Annotated in this window: 20 protein-coding genes; 4 read left to right on the plus strand and 16 right to left on the minus strand. The window is 55.2% G+C overall.

From position 1 onward, the window contains the following. Positions 1–178 precede the first annotated feature (178 nt). The 11 genes from N6G83_RS42495 to N6G83_RS42545 form a co-directional block, all read right to left on the minus strand. Complete coding sequence (locus N6G83_RS42495; protein ID WP_024528173.1) at positions 179–1,165, minus strand: glutathione S-transferase family protein; 987 nt, start codon at positions 1,163–1,165, stop codon at positions 179–181. 117 nt (positions 1,166–1,282) lie between these two features. Next, positions 1,283–1,678: a DoxX family protein gene (locus tag N6G83_RS42500; RefSeq protein ID WP_024528174.1), complete on the minus strand. Its 396-nt coding sequence runs from the start codon at positions 1,676–1,678 to the stop codon at positions 1,283–1,285. Positions 1,679–1,957: 279 nt separating this feature from the next. Next, complete coding sequence (locus tag N6G83_RS42505; RefSeq protein WP_024528175.1) at positions 1,958–2,245, minus strand: YqjK-like family protein; 288 nt, start codon at positions 2,243–2,245, stop codon at positions 1,958–1,960. Then, positions 2,223–2,642 (minus strand): phage holin family protein, encoded by a 420-nt coding sequence (locus tag N6G83_RS42510; protein WP_024528176.1) that lies wholly within the window; start codon positions 2,640–2,642, stop codon positions 2,223–2,225. The genes N6G83_RS42505 and N6G83_RS42510 overlap by 23 nt, the downstream gene beginning before the upstream one ends. 2 nt (positions 2,643–2,644) lie before the next feature. Continuing rightward, positions 2,645–2,950, minus strand: coding sequence for a YqjD family protein (locus N6G83_RS42515; RefSeq protein ID WP_021180656.1), 306 nt, complete (start codon positions 2,948–2,950; stop codon positions 2,645–2,647). Positions 2,951–3,113: 163 nt separating this feature from the next. Continuing rightward, a complete protein-coding gene (locus tag N6G83_RS42520) occupies positions 3,114–3,485 on the minus strand; it encodes a DUF1090 domain-containing protein (protein WP_024528177.1) in 372 nt (123 codons plus the stop codon). Between the two features lie 213 nt (positions 3,486–3,698). Then, positions 3,699–4,070 (minus strand): EnvZ/OmpR regulon moderator MzrA, encoded by a 372-nt coding sequence (gene mzrA, locus N6G83_RS42525; protein WP_211136518.1) that lies wholly within the window; start codon positions 4,068–4,070, stop codon positions 3,699–3,701. Next, entirely contained in the window at positions 4,070–4,744 is a 675-nt protein-coding gene (locus N6G83_RS42530) for a DedA family protein (protein ID WP_024528178.1), read from the minus strand. The genes mzrA and N6G83_RS42530 overlap by 1 nt, the downstream gene beginning before the upstream one ends. Positions 4,745–4,943: 199 nt before the next feature. Continuing rightward, positions 4,944–5,393, minus strand: coding sequence for a hypothetical protein (locus N6G83_RS42535; protein ID WP_024528179.1), 450 nt, complete (start codon positions 5,391–5,393; stop codon positions 4,944–4,946). Between the two features lie 187 nt (positions 5,394–5,580). Further along, positions 5,581–6,357 carry a transcriptional regulator ExuR gene (gene exuR, locus N6G83_RS42540; protein WP_024528180.1) on the minus strand — a complete coding sequence of 259 codons (777 nt, stop codon included), beginning with the start codon at positions 6,355–6,357 and terminating at the stop codon, positions 5,581–5,583. 117 nt (positions 6,358–6,474) lie between these two features. Next, positions 6,475–7,773: an MFS transporter gene (locus tag N6G83_RS42545; protein WP_024528181.1), complete on the minus strand. Its 1,299-nt coding sequence runs from the start codon at positions 7,771–7,773 to the stop codon at positions 6,475–6,477. Positions 7,774–8,169: 396 nt separating this feature from the next. Here N6G83_RS42545 and uxaC point away from each other — a divergent pair, with 396 nt between their 5' ends. From uxaC to N6G83_RS42560, 3 genes are all read left to right on the plus strand, one after another. Then, positions 8,170–9,582, plus strand: a complete 1,413-nt coding sequence (gene uxaC, locus N6G83_RS42550; RefSeq protein WP_074031548.1) for a glucuronate isomerase — start codon at positions 8,170–8,172, stop codon at positions 9,580–9,582. Positions 9,583–9,602: 20 nt separating this feature from the next. Then, positions 9,603–11,093 (plus strand): UxaA family hydrolase, encoded by a 1,491-nt coding sequence (locus tag N6G83_RS42555; protein WP_211136516.1) that lies wholly within the window; start codon positions 9,603–9,605, stop codon positions 11,091–11,093. A gap of 76 nt (positions 11,094–11,169) precedes the next feature. Further along, positions 11,170–11,733, plus strand: coding sequence for a YgjV family protein (locus N6G83_RS42560; protein ID WP_211136515.1), 564 nt, complete (start codon positions 11,170–11,172; stop codon positions 11,731–11,733). A gap of 91 nt (positions 11,734–11,824) precedes the next feature. Here N6G83_RS42560 and sstT read toward each other — a convergent pair whose 3' ends face one another. The 4 genes from sstT to N6G83_RS42580 form a co-directional block, all read right to left on the minus strand. Then, on the minus strand, positions 11,825–13,060 hold the full coding sequence (gene sstT, locus N6G83_RS42565) for a serine/threonine transporter SstT (protein WP_211136514.1): 1,236 nt from the start codon (positions 13,058–13,060) through the stop codon (positions 11,825–11,827). A gap of 293 nt (positions 13,061–13,353) precedes the next feature. Continuing rightward, a complete protein-coding gene (locus N6G83_RS42570) occupies positions 13,354–14,091 on the minus strand; it encodes a glutamine amidotransferase (RefSeq protein ID WP_211136513.1) in 738 nt (245 codons plus the stop codon). A gap of 1 nt (position 14,092) precedes the next feature. Further along, positions 14,093–15,073 carry a Gfo/Idh/MocA family protein gene (locus N6G83_RS42575; protein WP_021806930.1) on the minus strand — a complete coding sequence of 327 codons (981 nt, stop codon included), beginning with the start codon at positions 15,071–15,073 and terminating at the stop codon, positions 14,093–14,095. A gap of 89 nt (positions 15,074–15,162) precedes the next feature. Further along, the gene (locus N6G83_RS42580; protein ID WP_024528187.1) at positions 15,163–15,669 is read right to left on the minus strand and encodes a M48 family metallopeptidase; all 507 of its coding nucleotides are present in this window, start codon (positions 15,667–15,669) and stop codon (positions 15,163–15,165) included. A gap of 149 nt (positions 15,670–15,818) precedes the next feature. Here N6G83_RS42580 and rlmG point away from each other — a divergent pair, with 149 nt between their 5' ends. Further along, complete coding sequence (rlmG, locus tag N6G83_RS42585; RefSeq protein WP_024483083.1) at positions 15,819–16,958, plus strand: 23S rRNA (guanine(1835)-N(2))-methyltransferase RlmG; 1,140 nt, start codon at positions 15,819–15,821, stop codon at positions 16,956–16,958. 39 nt (positions 16,959–16,997) lie between these two features. Here the strand turns inward: rlmG and N6G83_RS42590 are convergent, their stop codons facing one another. Next, positions 16,998–19,019, minus strand: coding sequence for an NADPH-dependent 2,4-dienoyl-CoA reductase (locus tag N6G83_RS42590; protein WP_211136512.1), 2,022 nt, complete (start codon positions 19,017–19,019; stop codon positions 16,998–17,000). Positions 19,020–19,142: the final 123 nt, after the last annotated feature.

The following is a 19,142-nucleotide window of genomic DNA, read 5'->3' on the forward strand; positions in this document are numbered from 1 at the left end:
GACCGCTCGAGGTCGTTAATTGCTCAGCGTAATACCTTGCCTTTCTTGTTTTTAATCCCTACTTTTTGAAGCTACACGGGCCCACCAAGGTCACCGGACGGCTCCCTCTCCCTGTGGGAGAGGGATGGGGTGAGGGGAACAGCGATGACCGGATCCCCTGACTCACAGCAATCTGCAATTAACCAAAACGCACATCGCGCCCGTGGGGTTCATCCAGATCCTGCGCGGGGCCGATCGAAATGATCCCGTGCGGGTTGATGGTGGCATGGCTGCGATAATAGTGGTTGCGGATATGCGCCATATCGACCGTTTCGACAATCCCTGGCATCTGGTAGATATCGCGCAGGAAGCCGTAAAGGTTGAGATAGTCGCTGATGCGGCGTTGGTCGCATTTGAAATGGGTGACGTAGACCGGATCGAAACGAATCAGTGTAGTCCACAGGCGGAGATCGGCCTCGGTGAGTCGATCACCGGTCAGATAACGGTGTTGGCCGAGGATCTGCTCAAGCCGCTCCAATGAGGCAAACACGCCGTTCACCGCTTCGTCATAAGCTTCCTGGCTGGTAGCAAAACCGGCCTTGTACACCCCGTTGTTCACCGAATCGTAAATCCAGCCGTTGAGTGAATCGATCTTCTCACGCAGTTCTGCCGGGTAGTAATCTCCAGCCCGTGCGCCGACGGCGTCGAAAGCGCTGTTGAACATGCGGATGATATCGGCAGACTCATTGCTGACGATGGTCTGCTGCTGTTTATCCCACAGCACTGGCACGGTAACGCGGCCGCTGTACTGCGGATCGGCCCGTAGATAGAGCTGGTAAAGAAAATCGGAGTGATACAGCGCATCGCCGGTTGCTGCCGGGAAATCCTGGCCGAAGGTCCAGCCGTTTTCCAACATCAGCGGATGCACCACGGAAACCGGGATGATTTGCTCCAGCCCCTTCAATTTGCGCATCAGCAGCGTACGGTGTGCCCAAGGGCAAGCCAGGGAAACATACAGATGGTAGCGATCTTGCTCGGCTTTGAAACCTGCTTTGCCATGCTCTCCCGCAGCGCCATCTGGAGTGACCCAATTGCGAAACTGAGAGGTTGAACGCTTGAAACGGCCCCCGGTGGATTTGGTGTCATACCAGGTGTCTTGCCAAACGCCATCAACGAGTTGTCCCATGAGATCCTCCAATGTGTCTGAGAGATAAAGTCAAAAGGCCCGGCGTGAAGAGCCGAGCCTTTATACCCGTCGTCTTTCAAGCCGCAGCTTGAAATCCATAGGGTATGCTTTATAAGTTTACCACTTTTTGTTCAAAATGCGGTCAATGCTGAAGCCGCCAGGGCCTGCAACCGCCAGCACGATGAAACCACCGGCAATGGTCAGGTTTTTCATAAACATCAGCTGGTTCACGCCTTCTGCAAAGTTGGTGTGGAACAGCAGCGCGGTCAGGATGGTGAAACCGGCAGTGAACAGCGCCACGGTACGGGTCAGGAAGCCGAACAGGATTGCCAGGCCACCGCCGAACTCCAGCAGGATGGTCAGTGGCAGCAAGAAGCCAGGTACACCCATCGACTGCATGTATTGTTGGGTGCCAGCATAGGCATCACCCATTTTGCCGTAACCTGCAACGATAAACAGGATTGGCATCAGAATACGAGCAACCAGCAAACCTGCATCTTCTAATTTCTTCATCATTAACTCCAAAAAGTGTTGTTGCTTGCCAATCTTGGCATTGGTACCGCCAGGGGGCCTTGTAGCTGCCATGTCCGGTTGATGGAGTGAATGTTAGACGGGAATGCTGCAGGTTGTTAGCAAGTAAAACTGTCGTAATTTTTCAAAAAATCTGAATATTAAAAAATCTATAAAAGTAGTTATAAATCATTCAATTAACGATTAATAAGGCGTATTTGGATAAAATCCACGCAAATAAAAGGGATTACCAACGGGATAATTGAACTTGTTACAGCGCGGTTATTTTTTGGGAAGGGCGTTACGGATCAGACGAACGGTGCCCCAGACGCTGAGCGCCCGCCGTGACCAGCGGATCAACTTGCTAGGATGGCGTATGCCGTACAGCGCGATCACGCTGGAACCGATAGCCATATATTTACGCAGCCCATACAAGGTCTGCCAACTGCGATCGAAGGATTCGGTTTTTTGTAGCCACTGGCTTTTGCTGGCGGTCAGATCCAGGCGTTGCTGCTGGATCTGCCGGATGAGTTGCTCTTTTCTGCGTTCACGGTACTGGCGGCGATTCATGTTTCTCCTCCAGTTCAGCACGGTCGAGTTCCAATTGCTGACGTGTTGCCCCTAACAGTGTCGAACGGCGAGCCTTGGACAATGTCCAGACGATGCCCACAACGGCCAGGAACAGCAGAACGGCGGTAGTCGTGCCCAACGCCATCAGGCGATAAGCGGGGTCGATGGCCCAGAAGATGAGGATTAACAGGCTCATCAGGCCGAAGGCGGTAAACAGCAGGGTAAGCCCCGCCATCATCAGCAACTGAATGAGGTTGGCTTTCTCCTCTTCCAGCTCGATCACGGCCAGACGCACCCGGGTTTCCACCATGCCGACCATAATGGTGACAATCCGTTGGGCGATATCCAGGACCCCTTTACCGGGGCCCTGTGCGCGCGTTTGCGGCTGCTCTGCCATAATCAGCGGCGCGCGAGCAGAACGCCTAACACCACGCCAACCGCAGCGCCGATACCGATACCAGTCCACGGGTTTTCACGCACGTAATCATCGGCCTGGCCAGCCATCTGCTTGGTTTGGTGAGCCAGTTTGTCACCGGCATCGCTCAGACGGGCACGGGTTTCTTTCAGTGCGCCTTCTGCTTTGGAGCGCAGTTTGTCCAGTTCAGCTTTAGGTTTATCGGTGGAAGAGTTCAGCACTTCTTCCAGCGTATCGGCCAGGGACTTCAGTTCAGCGCGTAAATTTTCTGCATGTGAATCATGTGCCATTTCGATAACTCCTTAACATTAACTTCGACAGACTTTTAACATAGCGGATTTATTCACTTAAGCAAAGGGCTTATCCCCGGTGGATATCACTAACCAATGTCATTATCGGTTGGTAAAATCCCGCCAGATGGGGCTCTTAGCGATAAATCCGCTAATATAAAAATTATTCGGCCTGCGCGGCTTTCAGCTCTGCCTGGGCTTCTGCCAGCTTTCTCTGCTTGTTGGCGATTTTATCTGCCTTGCCGGTTTCCTGAGCCTCTTTCAGCTCCTGCTCACGCTCGGCCACTTTCTCCTGCTTATCAGCAATCTTCTTCTGGCGATCGGCTTGTAAACCGGCCTCGGTGCAGTGGGTCTGTACTTCGCTCAGGGCTTTCTGCAGGCCTGCCACGCGGTGGCTGTTGCCGTGCTTAGTGGCATAATCGATCTGTGTCTGGATATCTTGGGCTTTGCTGGCACAAGTCTCGACCGCTGCCTGTGAAAGCGCAGAAAAAGTGAACAGGGGGATGGCCAGTAACAATGTGTGGCGTAATTTCATGATTTCAATTCCTTAATGCTGGGAGATCACAAGGATGCTCCCGGTTTCCTGCTGCCCAAGGGGCAGTGCGACAGGTGGCCTACGCGGCTGACCCATGCAGACAATCAGCATAGTCACAAATTGCGTAGAACCCCAAATGTAGGGGCGCTGTATGCTGCGCCCGATTAGCCGGATGTAACGACGGCTAAGATAATCCCTTAAATGAGAAAGGGATTATCCCAGATTAAGTGGCGGGCGTGCAAATTTACGCACCCAGCGGCCGGGGAGAGGAGACTCGTTCAGGGCAATGGTGTAACCGGGGGGCAGGATGTTTTCCAGGGCCTCACGGGCCAGCAACTGCTGTTCAGGGGAATCCAGGCGGATCACCAGGCCATCGCCGTCCGGCGTAATGCTTTTGATGCGGATACCGCGTTCATCCAGGCGCTGATAGACATAAAAACCATCTGGCAACGATAAACCCTGCTGAACCACGTGAATACGCAGCTCGTTTTCCGTACGCAAGATGTACGGCGCCAGCACGGAGGCCAATGCCAGCAGTAGCAATGAAAGCATCAGTGCGTATTGCCAGCGTGGGCGTTTGGCTATCACGCGTCTTTCCCTGCACGATCGGCGCGCTTTTTGCGCCACAGTACCACCAGAGAACCGACCAGCCCGACGACCAGTAGCACCAGTGGCAGCATCATCAGGCCGAACATCAACTGGTCTTCATACTTGCGGAACATCGGGGTTTTCCCGAGGGCAAAACCGACCGATACCAGGATCAGAACCCACAGCAAGCCGCTCATCCAGTTAAAGAACTGGAAGCGTGCGTTGCTCAAACCGGACAGCCCGGCAATGGTAGGCAACAGCGTACGGACGAAAGCCAGGAAACGGCCAACCAGCAGAGCCGACAGGCCATGGCGGTGGAACAACTGGTGAGCACGCTGGTGGTAATGGGCCGGTAGATGAGCTAGCCAACTCTGCACCGTCGGCGTATTGCCTAGCCATCGGCCTTGTATGTAGCTAACCCAGCACCCCAGGCTGGCTGCGGTGGTCAGGATAAGAATGGTCACCGGGAAATTCATGGTGCCTTTGGCGACCAGGACGCCGACCAGGATCAGCAGGCTATCACCCGGTAGGAAGGCGGCGGGCAGCAGGCCATTTTCCAGAAATAAGATCATAAACAGCAAGACGTACAGCGTCCAGACCAACGAGGGGTTGGCCAGCGTTTCAAAGTCTTGCTGCCATAAGGCATCCAACAGTTGCTTAATGATATCCATCCGGTGTTCCTAAAAACGTCATTGTTATTTTCGTTCAGCGGCTGGGGGCGGTAAGCTCGCGGAGGGCCCTGGCTGCTGAAGATGATGAACGGTGTTGCTTTATTCTTTGGTTCTATACCCGTCGTCTTTCAAGTTGCAGCGTTGTTATCTGCACTTGCTGCAACTTGAAATCCATAGGGTAAAACGGGGCGACACCGGATCATGAGTGATACGTTAGCGAGCCACGGTAAAGTATATTGCTCTCTTTCCAACCCCCGAGCCTGCTTTGTTGCTGCGGGAAGTTCAGCGTCCAATTGACCTGCCGCAACCGGTTAGGGGCTGGGTTATCTGCCTGCGGTTGTGGCCACAGGCGGTAGCCCAGATCCGTTGCTAAAGTATAGGCCGGAACCGATTGGGACGGGGCCTGCAACGAGCTGGGATAGGAATGCATCCGGGGCAAAGACAGCAGTAGTTTGCTAAGGGGCTTGCGGCGGAGTTCACTGTGCGGACGGTAATCCTGATCGTAGGGGGAAACCACATGCTCATCAAATAATGCCTGAGCACTTAACGCGGAGGCTAAGGCTGCGGTTTGTGCTGCATAGAGCTTTGGGCCGGAGACCGAACCGGTCCAGCAGGAAAGAGCAATAAGCATGGCAAACAACCAGCGCATGTATTCGCGTTCCACCCCAAAGTCAGTCGATAAAAAAGTGGGCTAACTCTACCAAAATAGCACGATTGGCAACAGGGAAATCTACGTGGTCGCTGGGGAAATATCGCGCAGTGGGCGGCTGTACCGGGATCGATTCAGCCGTTTTTACAATACCTGACATTCGGTGCGATTTCTTGACGCCAAAACCCTATTTGGTGGTGCTGGCCATGTTATCCAAATGGATCACCGGATTCTCGGCAAACAGGTAGCGATCGGCGTTGTATTCGAAATCGTCGGTGGTGGCATTGAACAGCATCTGCTTGGTGTTTTCCAGATGTTGCCACATGGCCAGTTTGGCACCGTGAGGATCCTTACGTATCAGCGCTTTAAGGATCTCATCGTGATCGTCGCACCAGCTGGCAATGGAACGCTCATCGATATGTTCGTGCAGTTTGATCCAGTAAGGGTTGCTGACACGCTGGGCCCACATTTTTTCCACAATGGTAGCCATGGCGGTATTCTGAGTCGCCAGCGCGACCTGCACGTGGAATTTGAGATCCCACTGCGAATCGCGGAAGCGATCCTCTTTGCGCGCCTGCTCCTGGATCTCCATCAGTTGGACAATATCCTGCTTGGTCACCTGGGTGGCGGCGAACTCGGCGATGTTACTTTCGATCAACTGGCGTGCCTGTAGCAGTTCAAAAGGCCCAGAGGTAGCGAATTCGAGGCTTTCACCCGGTACTACCAGGTGCTTCTGCTGGTTGGAGATCACATGGATGCCCGAGCCTTTGCGCACTTCGACGTAACCTTCCACCTCCAGCATGATGATCGCCTCACGCACCACGGTGCGGCTAACGTTCATCTCTTCTGCAATATAACGCTCGGCTGGCAGTTTCTCACCGACCGGGTAGACCCCGCCCTCAATGCGCCGTTTTAGCTCGGCGGCCAATTGCTGATAAAGGCGTCTGGTTTCAGTGAATTCCATAGTGAATACTCGGTGGTAGAAGGGCGTAATGCCATAGGACCTGTTATACCACTTATCCGTTGTAGCTGCTAGCGAGTCAGATGCGAAAAGCCCGGCACAAAGGCCGGGCTGTGGGGGTTAGCTGCTGGCATCTGCCGTTTGTAATCGTTCCTGTTCCAGCTCGGAAACCGGCTTGTTTTGCAGCACGGTCCAGATCACGATGGCGGCCAGGATATCGAACACCGACAGGGCGGCGAACAGCGGGCTGAAGCCCATGGTGTCAGCCAATGCGCCGACCACCAGAGCGAACATGGTGCTCGCCGTCCAGGCGGCCATCCCGGTCAGCCCATTGGCGGTAGCGACTTCGTTGCGGCCAAAGACGTCCGACGACAGGGTAATCAGCGCACCGGACAGTGCCTGGTGGGCAAAGCCCCCGATGCACAGTAAGGCAATGGCGACATAAGGGCTGGTGAACAAGCCGATCATGCCTGGGCCGATCATCAACACTGCGCCCAGGGTGACCACCAGTTTGCGTGAGACGATCAGGTTGACGCCGAAATGCTTTTGGAAGAATGGCGGCAGATAGCCACCCAGGATGCAGCCGAAATCGGCGAACAGCATCGGCATCCAGGCGAACATGGCAATTTCTTTCAGGTTAAAGCCGTAAGCCTTGAACATAAACAGCGGGATCCAGGCGTTGAAGGTTCCCCAGGCGGGTTCTGCCAGGAAACGCGGCAGCGCTATACCCCAGAACTGGCGGTTACGCAGGATCTGCCAGGCGGACATCTTCTTGGCATTGCTGGTCTGGTGGTGCGCTTCCTGCCCATCCAGAATGTAGCTGCGTTCTTCGGTACTGAGTTTCTTCTGGTCTTTCGGGTGCTTATAGAAGATCAGCCAGCAGATGGCCCAGATCAGGCTCAAGACACCGGTAATGATAAACGCCATTTCCCAGCTGTGCGCCACAATCGCCCAGACCACCAACGGAGGAGCGAGCATCGCGCCCACCGAGGAGCCGACGTTAAAGTAACCCACCGCGATGGAGCGCTCTTTGGCTGGGAACCATTCGCTACTGGCTTTCAGCCCGGCAGGGATCATCGCTGCTTCGGCCATACCGACCGCACCACGGGCCATCGCCAGGCCGACCCAGCTGTTGGCCAGCGCGGTGCCCATACAGAAGATGGCCCACAGGATGGCAAACATCGCATAGCCGATTTTAGTGCCGAGCACGTCAAGGATATAACCTGCAACGGGCTGCATCAGGGTATAGCAGGCTGAATAGGCGGCAACAATATAGGAATACTGTTGGGTCGTGATCCCCAGTGAACCTTCCAGCGAGGGGGCTGCGACGGACATCGCATTGCGGGTCAGATAACCGAGCACGGTGCCGATAGTCACCAGGCCGATCATATACCAGCGTAAGCCTTTAATTTTACGCATCCCAAATCTCTCCCAGTCTAAAAATTTCGGCCACCGGCAAGCCTGTGGCGGTCATGGTGGTGATTCCCTTTCATCTGGTTGCCGGTATTCCGCTTACCGACGCCGTCCTGCGCATTGCCATTGAACCGTGGTTATAAACCAGTAGCAGGGTGGCGAGAAGATAACTTGTCATACAGATTTAAAAGTTGAGTGATATCACAAAAACCATTATTTTTTTAAGTGATAATGCTTGCCATCATAAGGCATTGGTTTAATGGGGGTCGTCTGGATAGGCGCTTGGAGGCCGTAATGATGGGTTAACCAAGGTGAAATTTAGCTAGACTCTATGATAAATTGGTGTGATAACTTTGCAAAAGTTGACAGCAAGGCTAGCCAGGAAAAAGGTGAGGAACCCATATGGCCACGTTTTTGAGCGATGATTTCTTGTTAGACAGTGAATTTGCCCGCCGCCTGTATCACGACTATGCAGCGGATCAGCCTATTTTCGACTATCACTGCCATCTGCCACCGCAACAGATTGCCGAAAACACTCGTTTTAAGAACATGTACGATATCTGGCTGAAGGGCGATCACTATAAGTGGCGCGCGATGCGCACCAACGGCGTGGCTGAACGCCTGTGCACCGGCGATGCCTCTGACCGTGAAAAATTTGATGCTTGGGCGGCAACGGTGCCGCATACCATCGGCAACCCGCTGTATCACTGGACGCACCTGGAACTGCGCCGTCCGTTTGGCATCACCGGCAAGCTGCTCTCCCCGACTACCGCAGATGAAATCTGGCAGCGCGGCAATGAACTGTTGTCGCAGGAGGCTTTCAGCGCTCGCGGCATCATGAAACAGATGAAGGTGAAAATGGTGGGCACCACCGACGATCCGATCGACGATCTGCGCCACCATCAAACCATCGCCGCCGACAGCAGCTTCGATATCAAAGTCTTGCCAAGCTGGCGCCCAGATAAGGCCTTCAATATTGAAGCCGCTGGGTTTAATGACTATATGCAACAGCTGGAAGCCGCCGCAGATACTTCCATCAACCGCTTCAGCGATTTGTGCGATGCGCTGAAAAAACGCCTGGATCACTTTGCCGCTCACGGTTGTAAGGTTTCCGATCACGCGTTAGACGTGGTGATGTACGGCGAGGCCGATGAGGCCACATTAGATAAGATCCTGGCTCAGCGTCTCAGCGGGGAGTTGCCAACGCCACAGCAAGTTGCCCAGTTCAAGACCGCCGTCCTGCTGTTCCTGGCTGCCGAATATCAGCGCCGCGAATGGGTGCAGCAATATCACATCGGCGCACTGCGTAATAACAATAGCCGGATGTTCACTACCATCGGCCCGGACATTGGCTTTGATTCGATTAACGATCAGCCGGTAGCCGAATCACTGTCTCGCCTGCTGGATGCTCAGGCCAAGCAGGGGGCGCTGCCGAAGACCATTCTTTACTGCCTGAACCCACGGGATAACGAAGTGATCGGCACCATGGTCGGCAACTTCCAGGGCGAAGGTACGCCGGGCAAGATCCAATTTGGTTCAGGCTGGTGGTTTAACGATCAGAAAGACGGTATGCAGCGCCAGATGACGCAGTTGGCACAGCTTGGGCTACTTAGCCGCTTTGTGGGCATGCTGACCGACAGCCGCAGCTTCCTTTCGTACACGCGTCACGAATACTTCCGCCGTATCCTGTGCCAGATGATTGGCCGCTGGGTGGAAGATGGCGAAGCACCGGCGGATATTGCGTTGCTGGGTGAGATGGTGAAAAACATCTGCTTCGACAATGCCAAACACTATTTCGCTATCGAATTAGCGTAGTTTTAGCTCGAGGTTGGTTTATGCAAAGCATCATAAAGATCCATGCAAAAGATAATGTGGCAGTCGCACTGTGTGATTTGGCGGCTGGTGAGCAGCCGGTCTGGGAAGGGCAGGCGATCGCACTGGCGCAAGATGTAGCTCGGGGGCACAAGTTTGCCCTTGAGCCGATCGCTGCCGGTGAGATGATCGTCAAGTACGGCTTGCCGATCGGCCATGCACTGGTGGCTATCGCTGCGGGCGAACATATCCATTCGCAAAATGCCAAAACCAACCTGAGCGATCTCGATAGCTATCAGTATCAACCGGAGTTCCAGACCTTACCGGCGCAGGCGGCAGATCGTGAGGTACAGATTTACCGCCGCAGCAACGGTGAGGTAGGGATCCGCAACGAACTGTGGATCATCCCGACCGTGGGCTGTGTGAACGGCATCGCTCGCCAGATCCTGCAACGTTTTCTGAAGGAAACCGGGGAAGCAGAGGGGATCGACGGCGTGCATCTTTTCAGCCATCCCTTCGGCTGCTCACAGCTCGGCCAGGATCATGACAATACCCGCACCATGCTGCAAAATATGGTGCGTCACCCCAATGCTGGTGCTGTTCTGGTGATTGGCCTGGGCTGTGAGAACAACCAGGTGGATGCTTTCCGCACTACCTTGGGTGAGTTTGATGAACAGCGCGTGCGTTTTATGGTCTGCCAGCAACAGGATGATGAAGTTGCCGACGGATTGGCACATTTGCATGAATTATACCAGATTATGCGCGACGATCGCCGCCAGCCGGGCAAGCTCAGCGAGCTGAAGTTTGGCCTGGAATGTGGGGGATCGGACGGTTTATCAGGGATCACAGCCAACCCGTTATTGGGCTGCTTCTCGGATTATGTGATTGCCAACGGCGGCACCACGGTGCTGACTGAAGTGCCAGAAATGTTTGGTGCCGAACGCATTCTGATGAGCCGCTGCCGCGATGAAGACACCTTTGAAAAAACCGTCAGCATGGTCAACGACTTCAAACAGTATTTTATTGCCCACGACCAACCGATTTACGAGAACCCTTCACCGGGCAACAAGGCTGGAGGCATCACCACGTTAGAAGAGAAATCTCTGGGTTGCACCCAAAAAGCCGGGCAGAGCCAGGTGGTGGACGTGTTGAAATACGGTGAGCGTCTGCGTTTGCCGGGGCTGAACCTGCTGAGTGCGCCGGGCAATGATGCGGTCGCTACCAGCGCGCTGGCGGGAGCCGGGTGCCATATGGTGCTGTTCAGCACCGGGCGGGGGACACCTTACGGTGGCTTTGTGCCAACGGTGAAGCTGGCGACCAACTCGGAGCTGGCGGCGAAGAAACCGCACTGGATCGATTTTGACGCAGGCCGCCTGATCCACGGCTTGCCGATGGCACAGATGCTGGAGCAGTTTGTCGATCTGATCGTGGACATTGCCGATGGCGCACCGGCGCGTAATGAAGTGAATGATTTCCGCGAGTTGGCGATCTTTAAAAGCGGTGTCACGTTGTAAAGCCTAGCCGGCGGGAGTAGCATAAAACGGCGTTTTGTTTTAAACGCCTTGCTACTTCCGCCCCAGGATCTCCCTAATGACGTTTTATTGGTTTGCGCAGTCCGTTGGCGTGCTGGCTTTTTTGGTAGGCATCACCAGCTTTTTTAATCGCGATGACCAGCGTTTCAAACTGCAGCTGTCGGGCTACAGCCTGATTATCGGCATCCATTTTATCCTGATGGGGGCGAATGCAGCAGGGAGTAGCGCTCTGCTTAGCGCCTGCCGCAACCTGGTCTCGATGAAGACTCGCAGCCTATGGGTGATGTGGATCTTTATCTGCCTCACGCTCATCATCGGTTTATCCCGCTTTCACCACTGGATCGAAATACTCCCGATCTGCGGTACAACCGTCAGCACCTGGGCGTTGTTCCGCACCCGCGGTTTGACCACCCGCTGCGTAATGTGGTGCTCAACGGCCTGTTGGGTTACCCACAACATCTGGCTTGGCTCGATCGGGGGCTCGCTGATTGAAGGCAGTTTCCTGCTGATGAACGGTTTCAACATCATCCGCTTCCGCCGCCTGCAACTGCGCGGCATCGATCCTTTTGCGGTCGAAAAAAAGGCGTCCGTTTCAGAGGGGCGCCAGCCAGTTAAGCAATAAAGTGCAGGTTGCTGAGATTTCCTCCATTCTTCCAACAGAGCAGAGACTCTCAGCTCCCTCTCCCTGTGGGAGAGGGTTGGGGTGAGGGGACTTAGCGAACTTTCAGCGGATCTTCATTGGCTAAACGCTGGTCTTCCGCCTGACAGGCCGCTGCGGTAAACAGCACGTCGGTGGAGGAGTTGAGCGCGGTTTCTGCCGAGTCCTGCAGTACGCCGATGATAAAGCCGACGGCAACGACCTGCATCGCAATTTCGTTAGGAATGCCGAACATGTTGCAAGCCAGCGGGATCAACAGCAGTGAACCACCGGCTACGCCGGAAGCCCCACAGGCGCAAATCGCAGCCACCACGCTCAACAGCAGTGCAGTCGGCACATCCACCGGAATGCCCAGCGTATGAACCGCAGCCAGCGTCAGCACGGTGATGGTGATTGCAGCACCGGCCATGTTGATGGTCGCCCCCAGAGGGATAGAAACCGAATAGGTATCTTCGTTCAGATTCAGCTTTCTGCTCAGCTCCATATTCACCGGAATGTTGGCTGCGGAGCTGCGGGTAAAGAAGGCGGTAACACCGCTTTCGCGCAGGCAGGTGAACACCAGTGGATAAGGATTGCGGCGGATCTTCCAGTAAACGATCAGCGGGTTCAGCACCAGCGCTACCAGCAGCATACAGCCTATCAGCACGAACAGCAGTTGGGCATAGCCCCACAGCGCGCTAAAGCCGGTATCGGCCAGGGTTGACGCCACCAGGCCAAAGATACCCAGCGGCGCACAGCGGATCACCGCACGAACCACCATGGTCACGGCATGGGACATGTCGGTGATTAGCGATTTGGTAGTATCAGAGGCATGGCGAAGTGCCAGCCCCAACCCCACAGCCCAGGCCAGGATGCCGATATAGTTGGCGTTGATCAGCGCATGGAATGGGTTCGCCACCACGCTCATCAGCAAGCCTTTGAGCACTTCAACGATGCCACCCGGCGGGTTGATGTCGGTGGTGCCCACGGCCAGTGCCAACGTGGAAGGGAAAATAAAGCTGACCAATACGGCAGTAAGTGCGGCAGCAAAGGTGCCTAACAGGTAAAGGAACAGGATGGGGCGGATGTTGGTTTTCTGGCCCTGCTTATGGTTGGCGATGGAAGCCATGACCAAGATCAACACCAGCAGCGGTGCCACCGCCTTCAGCGCGCCAACGAACAGCGAGCCGAGCAGGCCAACTGCTGTGGCGGCGGCTGGCGAAACCAGTGCCACCACAATGCCCGCTACCAGGCCGATCAATATTTGCTTAACCAGGCTGCCCTGAGTGATGCGTAGTAATAGTTTATTCATGATGCTCTTGCGTTTCCGCTCCCTGAGAATGTGATGTACAGATTGCTGCGCCTCGGCTGAAACGTGGCCGGGCAACTTATCGTCATATCTGTAACTAAGTATGTTTGCTATGCCAGTATTCAGTAAACGGGGGATCTTGAAAAGGGGAGAAGATGAAATTACCTGCATGGATCAATGATTGATAACATGCTGTTTACATTTGTGTGATCGTCATAACATTTGGCGTTTATGGCTATTTGCCAAATAATCGCGGGGCGTCTAGCGCCCCGGATAACAGATTATGGTGGCCAACCTTAACCGACTCCGGCCAATGGCTGCTGGGCCCCAAGGCTGGCGACAAAGTCTTGCAGTAACTGCTGGCTGAATGGCGTATCGCTAACCTGTTGTTGTTTAAGCTGATAAATTTTCTGCTTGGCCGGTTCCAACTCGCTGAGCCAGCTCAGGTAGCGCTGCATGATCGCCCCGTTAAATTCCGGGTGGAACTGGGTGGTCAGGACGTTATCGCCGTAACGCAGGATTTGGCAGGCGTCCTGTTGCGAGCGAGCAAGCACTTCAGCCCCTGGCGGCGGCGTTAATACGCTTTGCGCATGGATCAGGTTCACGTTGAAGCGCGCAGGCAGGGGAGCCATACGCTTATCTGAGCGAGCAGCGGGTAATAACTCGATCTCGAGAGTGCCAACCTCCATGCCCTGCGGGTGGTAACCCACCTCGCCGCCCAGCGCATAAGCCAAAAGCTGGTGGCCATAGCACACGCCAAAGATCGGCAGATTGATTTGCATTGCCTGGCGCAACCATTCCGCTGAGTGTTCGCTCCAGGGAAGCCGTTCGGTCACCATAGCTGCTGAACCGGTGATCACCACTCCGCAGTAATCTTCTGGGGGCAACGGTGTCTCACCGGCAAGGACGTGCACGATATGCACGCGATCTGCATCGATATTCCCTTGTTTTAGGAACATCTGCTCAAAATTGGCCTGCTCCTGCTGGATCATCTGCGGTGCATCACCGGTTTGCATCAACAACAGCGGTTTCATTTTATTCTCCGTCAGCGGGGAACACTACGCCGGTCTGACGGCGGATCTCCGTCAGCAGGCTGGCGACGATCAGGGAATTTTCCAGGCCCTCATGCTCGACCTGCCGTTTTTCTACCAGTTCGGCAAACACTTGCGCTTCATACAGCATGGTATTGATGTGTTGCGGCTGGGTCAGTACCTGGCTATTTTCACCGCGAGGCGTCAGCACCACGCCTTGGGCTTCGGAGATTTTTTCGATCACCAGCGTGCCCTCTTCGCCCTGGATCTCACTCGGAATGTCCGAGTTGCTGACCTTGGAATGGCTGATCACCACGTCAAAGTCACCATAGTTCAGGCACACGCTGCCGTGGGCATCCACCCCGGTATCAAGCAATGTTGCGCTAGCCAATACCGACTGCGGTGCACCAAACAGCGCCACGGTGCTGGCCACGCAGTAATAGCCAATGTCCATGATCGAGCCGTTGGAAAAGTGCGGGTTGAAGGTATTCGGGTTTTCACCGGCCAGGTAACGGGGATAGCGGGAGGAGTATTGGCAATAGTTGATAAATGCCTTACGCAGTTTGCCAATCTTCGGCAATGCTTGTTGCAAGATAAGAAAATTGGGCAAGTGGGCGCTTTTGAACGCTTCAAACAGTACCACCTGATGTTCCCGTGCGCAGGCCACTAGCTGTTCCACTTCGCGCAGATTTGACGCCAGCGGCTTCTCGCAAATCACATGCTTTTTATGGCTCAGGAATAGCAGAGATTGTTGGCAGTGCAGAGAGTTGGGGCTGGCAATATACACCGCATCAATCACGTCGGATTGCGCCAGCGCTTCCAGCGAGTCAAAGAAGTGTTCGACCGGATAGTTGGCGCCGAAGGCCTGCGCCTGTTCGAGCTTACGCGAATAGATGGCGGTCAGCCTCATCTTGCCGCTTTCGTGAGCCGCATCGATAAAACGTTCGGTGATCCAGTTGGTGCCGACAACAGCAAAGCGAATCATGGGTGACTCCAGTTTCCACAGGAAGATAGCTCAAGGAACCAGATTATCACGCCGCAGAGAATAGGCGAATATTTGCTTAAAAAGGCTTATTACTCATAGAGTTCGCCGAATAATGAGAGATGGGTCAGATACAGACGGGTATCAAACTCCAACTGGTGATAGCTGGGTTCCATATGGCAGCACAGGCTGTAAAACGCCTTGTTGTGGTCTTTCTCTTTCAGATGCGCCAACTCGTGGACTACGATCATGCGCAGGAAAGGTTCTGGGGCGTTTTTAAACACCGTCGCCACGCGGATCTCGGCTTTGGCTTTCAGTTTGCCACCCTGCACCCGAGAAATGGCGGTATGCAGCCCCAAGGCGTGCTTCATCACCTGGATTTTGCTGTCGTAGGCCACCTTGCTCAGCGGTTGAGCATTACGCAGATACTGATTTTTCAGATCGACGGTAAACTGATAAAGCGACTTGTCGGTGGTGCAGCCATGCACCTGCGGATAGCGTTGCAACAAAACCTCGCCCAGCCGCTGTTGCTTGATGAGTTGTTGCACCTGCATTTGCAGATGATCGGGGTAGCCTTGCAGGTAGCTCAGTTCGGACATGTTATTCAGTATTCAGTGGTAAACCGGGGCGAGCATTGTATGACGTTTTCTTGCTCAAATCCCCTAATGGGCAATTAATCCCAAAAAACATTTTACTGCCGAGCGTTTTTAGGGGATAAACAGCCCAAATTTATCATTCAGGAGGGGCAATGAGCCAACTCGATCTGGGAACACAGCAACTTGAGCTGGAGCGTTATCCCCAACAGGAAGAAGCCACCCAGCTGCAGGCGTGGGAAGCGGCGGACGAATATCTGCTGCAACAGTTGGAAAATGTCGACATCGGTGAACGCCCGGTACTGATTTTCAACGACAACTTTGGCACGCTGGCCTGTGCTCTGCATGGCTATAAGCCTTACAGCATCAGCGATTCTTACATGAGCCAGTTGGCGACGCGCCATAACCTCAAGCTGAATGAGCTCGATGTTGAGCAGGTCACCTTGCAAGACAGCCTGGCCGAACTGCCTGCCAACCCGGCGGTGGTGTTGATCCGTATCCCGAAAGCGCTGGCGCTTCTGGAGCAGCAATTGCGTGCCCTGCGTGACGTAGTGGCACCCGATACGCTGATCGTGGCCGGTGCCAAAGCGCGTGACGTGCATACCTCGACCATGCAAGTGTTTGAGCGGGTGCTTGGCCCAACCCGCACCAGCCTGGCCTGGAAAAAGGCCCGTCTGATTTATTGCCAGGTAGCTGACATCGTGCCACCAGCAGCGCCGGAAACCACCGACTGGCTGCTCGACGGCACGGACTGGCTGATCCACAACCACGCCAACGTGTTCTCACGCGGTAGCCTGGATATTGGCGCACGCCTGTTCCTGGAAAATCTGCCGAAGGATTTGCAGGGCCATATTGTCGATCTCGGCTGTGGCAACGGCATTATCGGTATGCGTGCCTTGGTGCAGAACCCGCAAGCGCAGATGACCTTCGTCGATGAGTCTTACATGGCGGTGGCTTCCAGTGAACTGAACGTGGCGCACAACCTGCCGCAGGAGATGGATCGCTGTCAGTTTGAGGTGAACAACTCGCTGGCGGGCATTGAGCGTGAAAGCCTGCAGGCGGTACTGTGCAACCCACCGTTCCACCAGCAGCATGCGATCACCGATCACACCGCCTGGCAGATGTTCTGCGACGCCAAGCGTTGCCTGCAAGTGGGGGGGGAGCTGTGGATCGTCGGCAACCGCCATCTGGATTACTACCAGAAGCTGAGGCGTTTGTTCGGCAACTGCACCACCGTGGCCTCCAACCAGAAGTTCTTGATCCTCAAAGCGGTCAAGTCTGGCGCGCGTTATTGATGTAGGGGCGCAGCATGCTGCGCCCGTAAAATCAATGGATTACAGTGCCATGGCCAGCCGCGTGCCCTGATCGATAGCGCGGCGGGCATCCAGCTCGGCAGCCACGTCGGCACCGCCAATCAGATGCACCGTTTTCCCCATTTCCAGCAGCGGCTGCTGCAATTCACGGCGCGGTTCCTGCCCGGCACAAATCACCACCGTATCTACCGGCAAGCAGCTTTCCTGCTCGGCACGCAATATATGCAGACCTTCGTCGTCAATACGTTGATAGTTCACGCTATTGAGCATTTTCACGCCGCGTACAGCCAGGCTGGTGCGATGGATCCAACCGGTGGTTTTACCCAGGCCTTCACCTACCTTGCTGGTTTTGCGTTGCAACAGGAATATCTGGCGTGGCGAGGATGGCACTTCCGGCCCTAGGGCGCTCAGCCCCCCGCGCTGCTCTAGTTGTGAATCGATCCCCCATTCGCGGTTAAACGCTGCCAGATCCAGGCTACTGGAGGTGCCATGCTGGCTGAGGTATTCGGCGACGTCGAAGCCAATTCCCCCAGCCCCAATGATGGCGACCCGTTGCCCAACCGGTTTTTTATCCCGCAAAACATCGAGATAGTTCATCACCTTGGCGTGTTCGATGCCCGCAATGGCTGGCATACGCGGTACGATGCCGCAGGCGAGGATCACCTCATCGAAATCCGCCAGATCCTGCGGTTGCGCCTGCTGCCCCAGCTTCAGTTCCACTTCATTGAGCGCCAACTGACGGCGGAAATAGCGCAACGTCTGGTGAAACTCCTCCTTGCCGGGGATTTGCTTGGCGATATTGAACTGGCCACCGATCTGCTCGGCGGCATCAAACAGGGTTACCTGATGCCCGCGGCTGGCGGCGGTGGTGGCAAACGCTAATCCGGCTGGCCCGGCACCCACCACGGCCAGTTTTTTAGGCGTTGCGGTGGCGATCAATGGCATTTCGGTTTCGCGGCAGGCGCGAGGGTTGACTAGGCAGGAAGTGAGTTTGTGATCGAAAATCTGATCCAGGCAGGCCTGATTGCAGCCGATGCAGGTGTTGATTTCGTCTGCACGGCCTTCAGCGGCCTTCTGCACGAACGCCGCATCTGCCAGGAACGGGCGTGCCATGGACACCATGTCGGCACAGCCATCGGCCAAAACCTGCTCCGCCACCGCCGGATCGTTGATGCGGTTGGTAGTGATCAGCGGGATCTTCACTTTGCCCATCAGCTTGCGCGTCACCCAACTGAACCCGGCGCGTGGCACCATGGTGGCGATGGTGGGAATACGTGCTTCGTGCCAGCCGATACCGGTGTTGATCAGCGTTGCGCCAGCCTGTTCGATCGCCACGGCAAGCTGTTCGATCTCCTGCCAACTGGATCCATCCTCCACCAGATCGAGCATCGACAGGCGGTAGATCAGAATAAACTCCGGCCCGGTCGCTTCGCGCACGGCCCGCACAATTTCCACGGCGAAACGCATGCGATTGCTGAAACTGCCGCCCCATTGGTCGGTGCGTTGGTTGGTGCGCGAGACCAGGAACTGGTTAATCAGGTAGCCCTCAGACCCCATGACTTCCACGCCGTCATAGCCAGCCTGCTGTGCCAATGCTGCGCAGTTGGCGAAGTCGGCAATGGTTTGTTCAACTTCCTGGGTAGTCAGCGCCGCTGGGCTGAATGGGTTGATCGGCGCTTGCAGTGCGGAAGGGGCGACTGGCTGTGGCTGATAGCTATAGCGCCCGGTATGCAGGATTTGCAGGGCAATCTTACCCCCAGCCTGATGGACAGCCTCGGTCACGATCTGGTGATGGGCAACCTGCTGTGGCTGGTTCAGGACCGATGCTCCGCGATACACCACGCCTTTCTCATTGGGGGCTATACCGCCGGTCACGATCAGGGCGACACCGGCAGCGGCCCGCTCGGCGTAGAATGCCGCCATACGCTCGGGGCCATTAGGCAGTTCTTCCAGGCCGGTGTGCATCGATCCCATCAGCACCCGATTTTTCAGGGTGGTGAAGCCGAGATCCAGCGGCGCAAGCAGGTTGGGGTAAGCACTCATTGCAGTCTCCAATCGGGTTTATCGTTATAGTTATAGACGACCCTCAAGTGGTCGGATGAGATAAATTTAGCCGTTGTCGGCGTACTTGGGAAACGCGGATGTGCTGAATGTGATAGACCTCAT

This window comes from Serratia sp. PL7 (assembly GCF_945957435.1).

Excerpts from the sequence above, each read along its gene's own strand:
- N6G83_RS42495 (WP_024528173.1), bottom strand. The coding sequence starts at position 1,165 with ATGGGACAACTCGTTGATGGCGTTTGGCAAGACACCTGGTATGACACC.
- N6G83_RS42500 (WP_024528174.1), bottom strand. The coding sequence starts at position 1,678 with ATGAAGAAATTAGAAGATGCAGGTTTGCTGGTTGCTCGTATTCTGATG.
- N6G83_RS42505 (WP_024528175.1), bottom strand. The coding sequence starts at position 2,245 with ATGAATCGCCGCCAGTACCGTGAACGCAGAAAAGAGCAACTCATCCGG.
- N6G83_RS42510 (WP_024528176.1), bottom strand. The coding sequence starts at position 2,642 with ATGGCAGAGCAGCCGCAAACGCGCGCACAGGGCCCCGGTAAAGGGGTC.
- N6G83_RS42515 (WP_021180656.1), bottom strand. The coding sequence starts at position 2,950 with ATGGCACATGATTCACATGCAGAAAATTTACGCGCTGAACTGAAGTCC.
- N6G83_RS42520 (WP_024528177.1), bottom strand. The coding sequence starts at position 3,485 with ATGAAATTACGCCACACATTGTTACTGGCCATCCCCCTGTTCACTTTT.
- N6G83_RS42530 (WP_024528178.1), bottom strand. The coding sequence starts at position 4,744 with ATGGATATCATTAAGCAACTGTTGGATGCCTTATGGCAGCAAGACTTT.
- N6G83_RS42535 (WP_024528179.1), bottom strand. The coding sequence starts at position 5,393 with ATGCGCTGGTTGTTTGCCATGCTTATTGCTCTTTCCTGCTGGACCGGT.
- exuR (WP_024528180.1), bottom strand. The coding sequence starts at position 6,357 with ATGGAATTCACTGAAACCAGACGCCTTTATCAGCAATTGGCCGCCGAG.
- N6G83_RS42545 (WP_024528181.1), bottom strand. The coding sequence starts at position 7,773 with ATGCGTAAAATTAAAGGCTTACGCTGGTATATGATCGGCCTGGTGACT.
- uxaC (WP_074031548.1), top strand. The coding sequence starts at position 8,170 with ATGGCCACGTTTTTGAGCGATGATTTCTTGTTAGACAGTGAATTTGCC.
- N6G83_RS42555 (WP_211136516.1), top strand. The coding sequence starts at position 9,603 with ATGCAAAGCATCATAAAGATCCATGCAAAAGATAATGTGGCAGTCGCA.
- N6G83_RS42560 (WP_211136515.1), top strand. The coding sequence starts at position 11,170 with ATGACGTTTTATTGGTTTGCGCAGTCCGTTGGCGTGCTGGCTTTTTTG.
- sstT (WP_211136514.1), bottom strand. The coding sequence starts at position 13,060 with ATGAATAAACTATTACTACGCATCACTCAGGGCAGCCTGGTTAAGCAA.
- N6G83_RS42570 (WP_211136513.1), bottom strand. The coding sequence starts at position 14,091 with ATGAAACCGCTGTTGTTGATGCAAACCGGTGATGCACCGCAGATGATC.
- N6G83_RS42575 (WP_021806930.1), bottom strand. The coding sequence starts at position 15,073 with ATGATTCGCTTTGCTGTTGTCGGCACCAACTGGATCACCGAACGTTTT.
- N6G83_RS42580 (WP_024528187.1), bottom strand. The coding sequence starts at position 15,669 with ATGTCCGAACTGAGCTACCTGCAAGGCTACCCCGATCATCTGCAAATG.
- rlmG (WP_024483083.1), top strand. The coding sequence starts at position 15,819 with ATGAGCCAACTCGATCTGGGAACACAGCAACTTGAGCTGGAGCGTTAT.
- N6G83_RS42590 (WP_211136512.1), bottom strand. The coding sequence starts at position 19,019 with ATGAGTGCTTACCCCAACCTGCTTGCGCCGCTGGATCTCGGCTTCACC.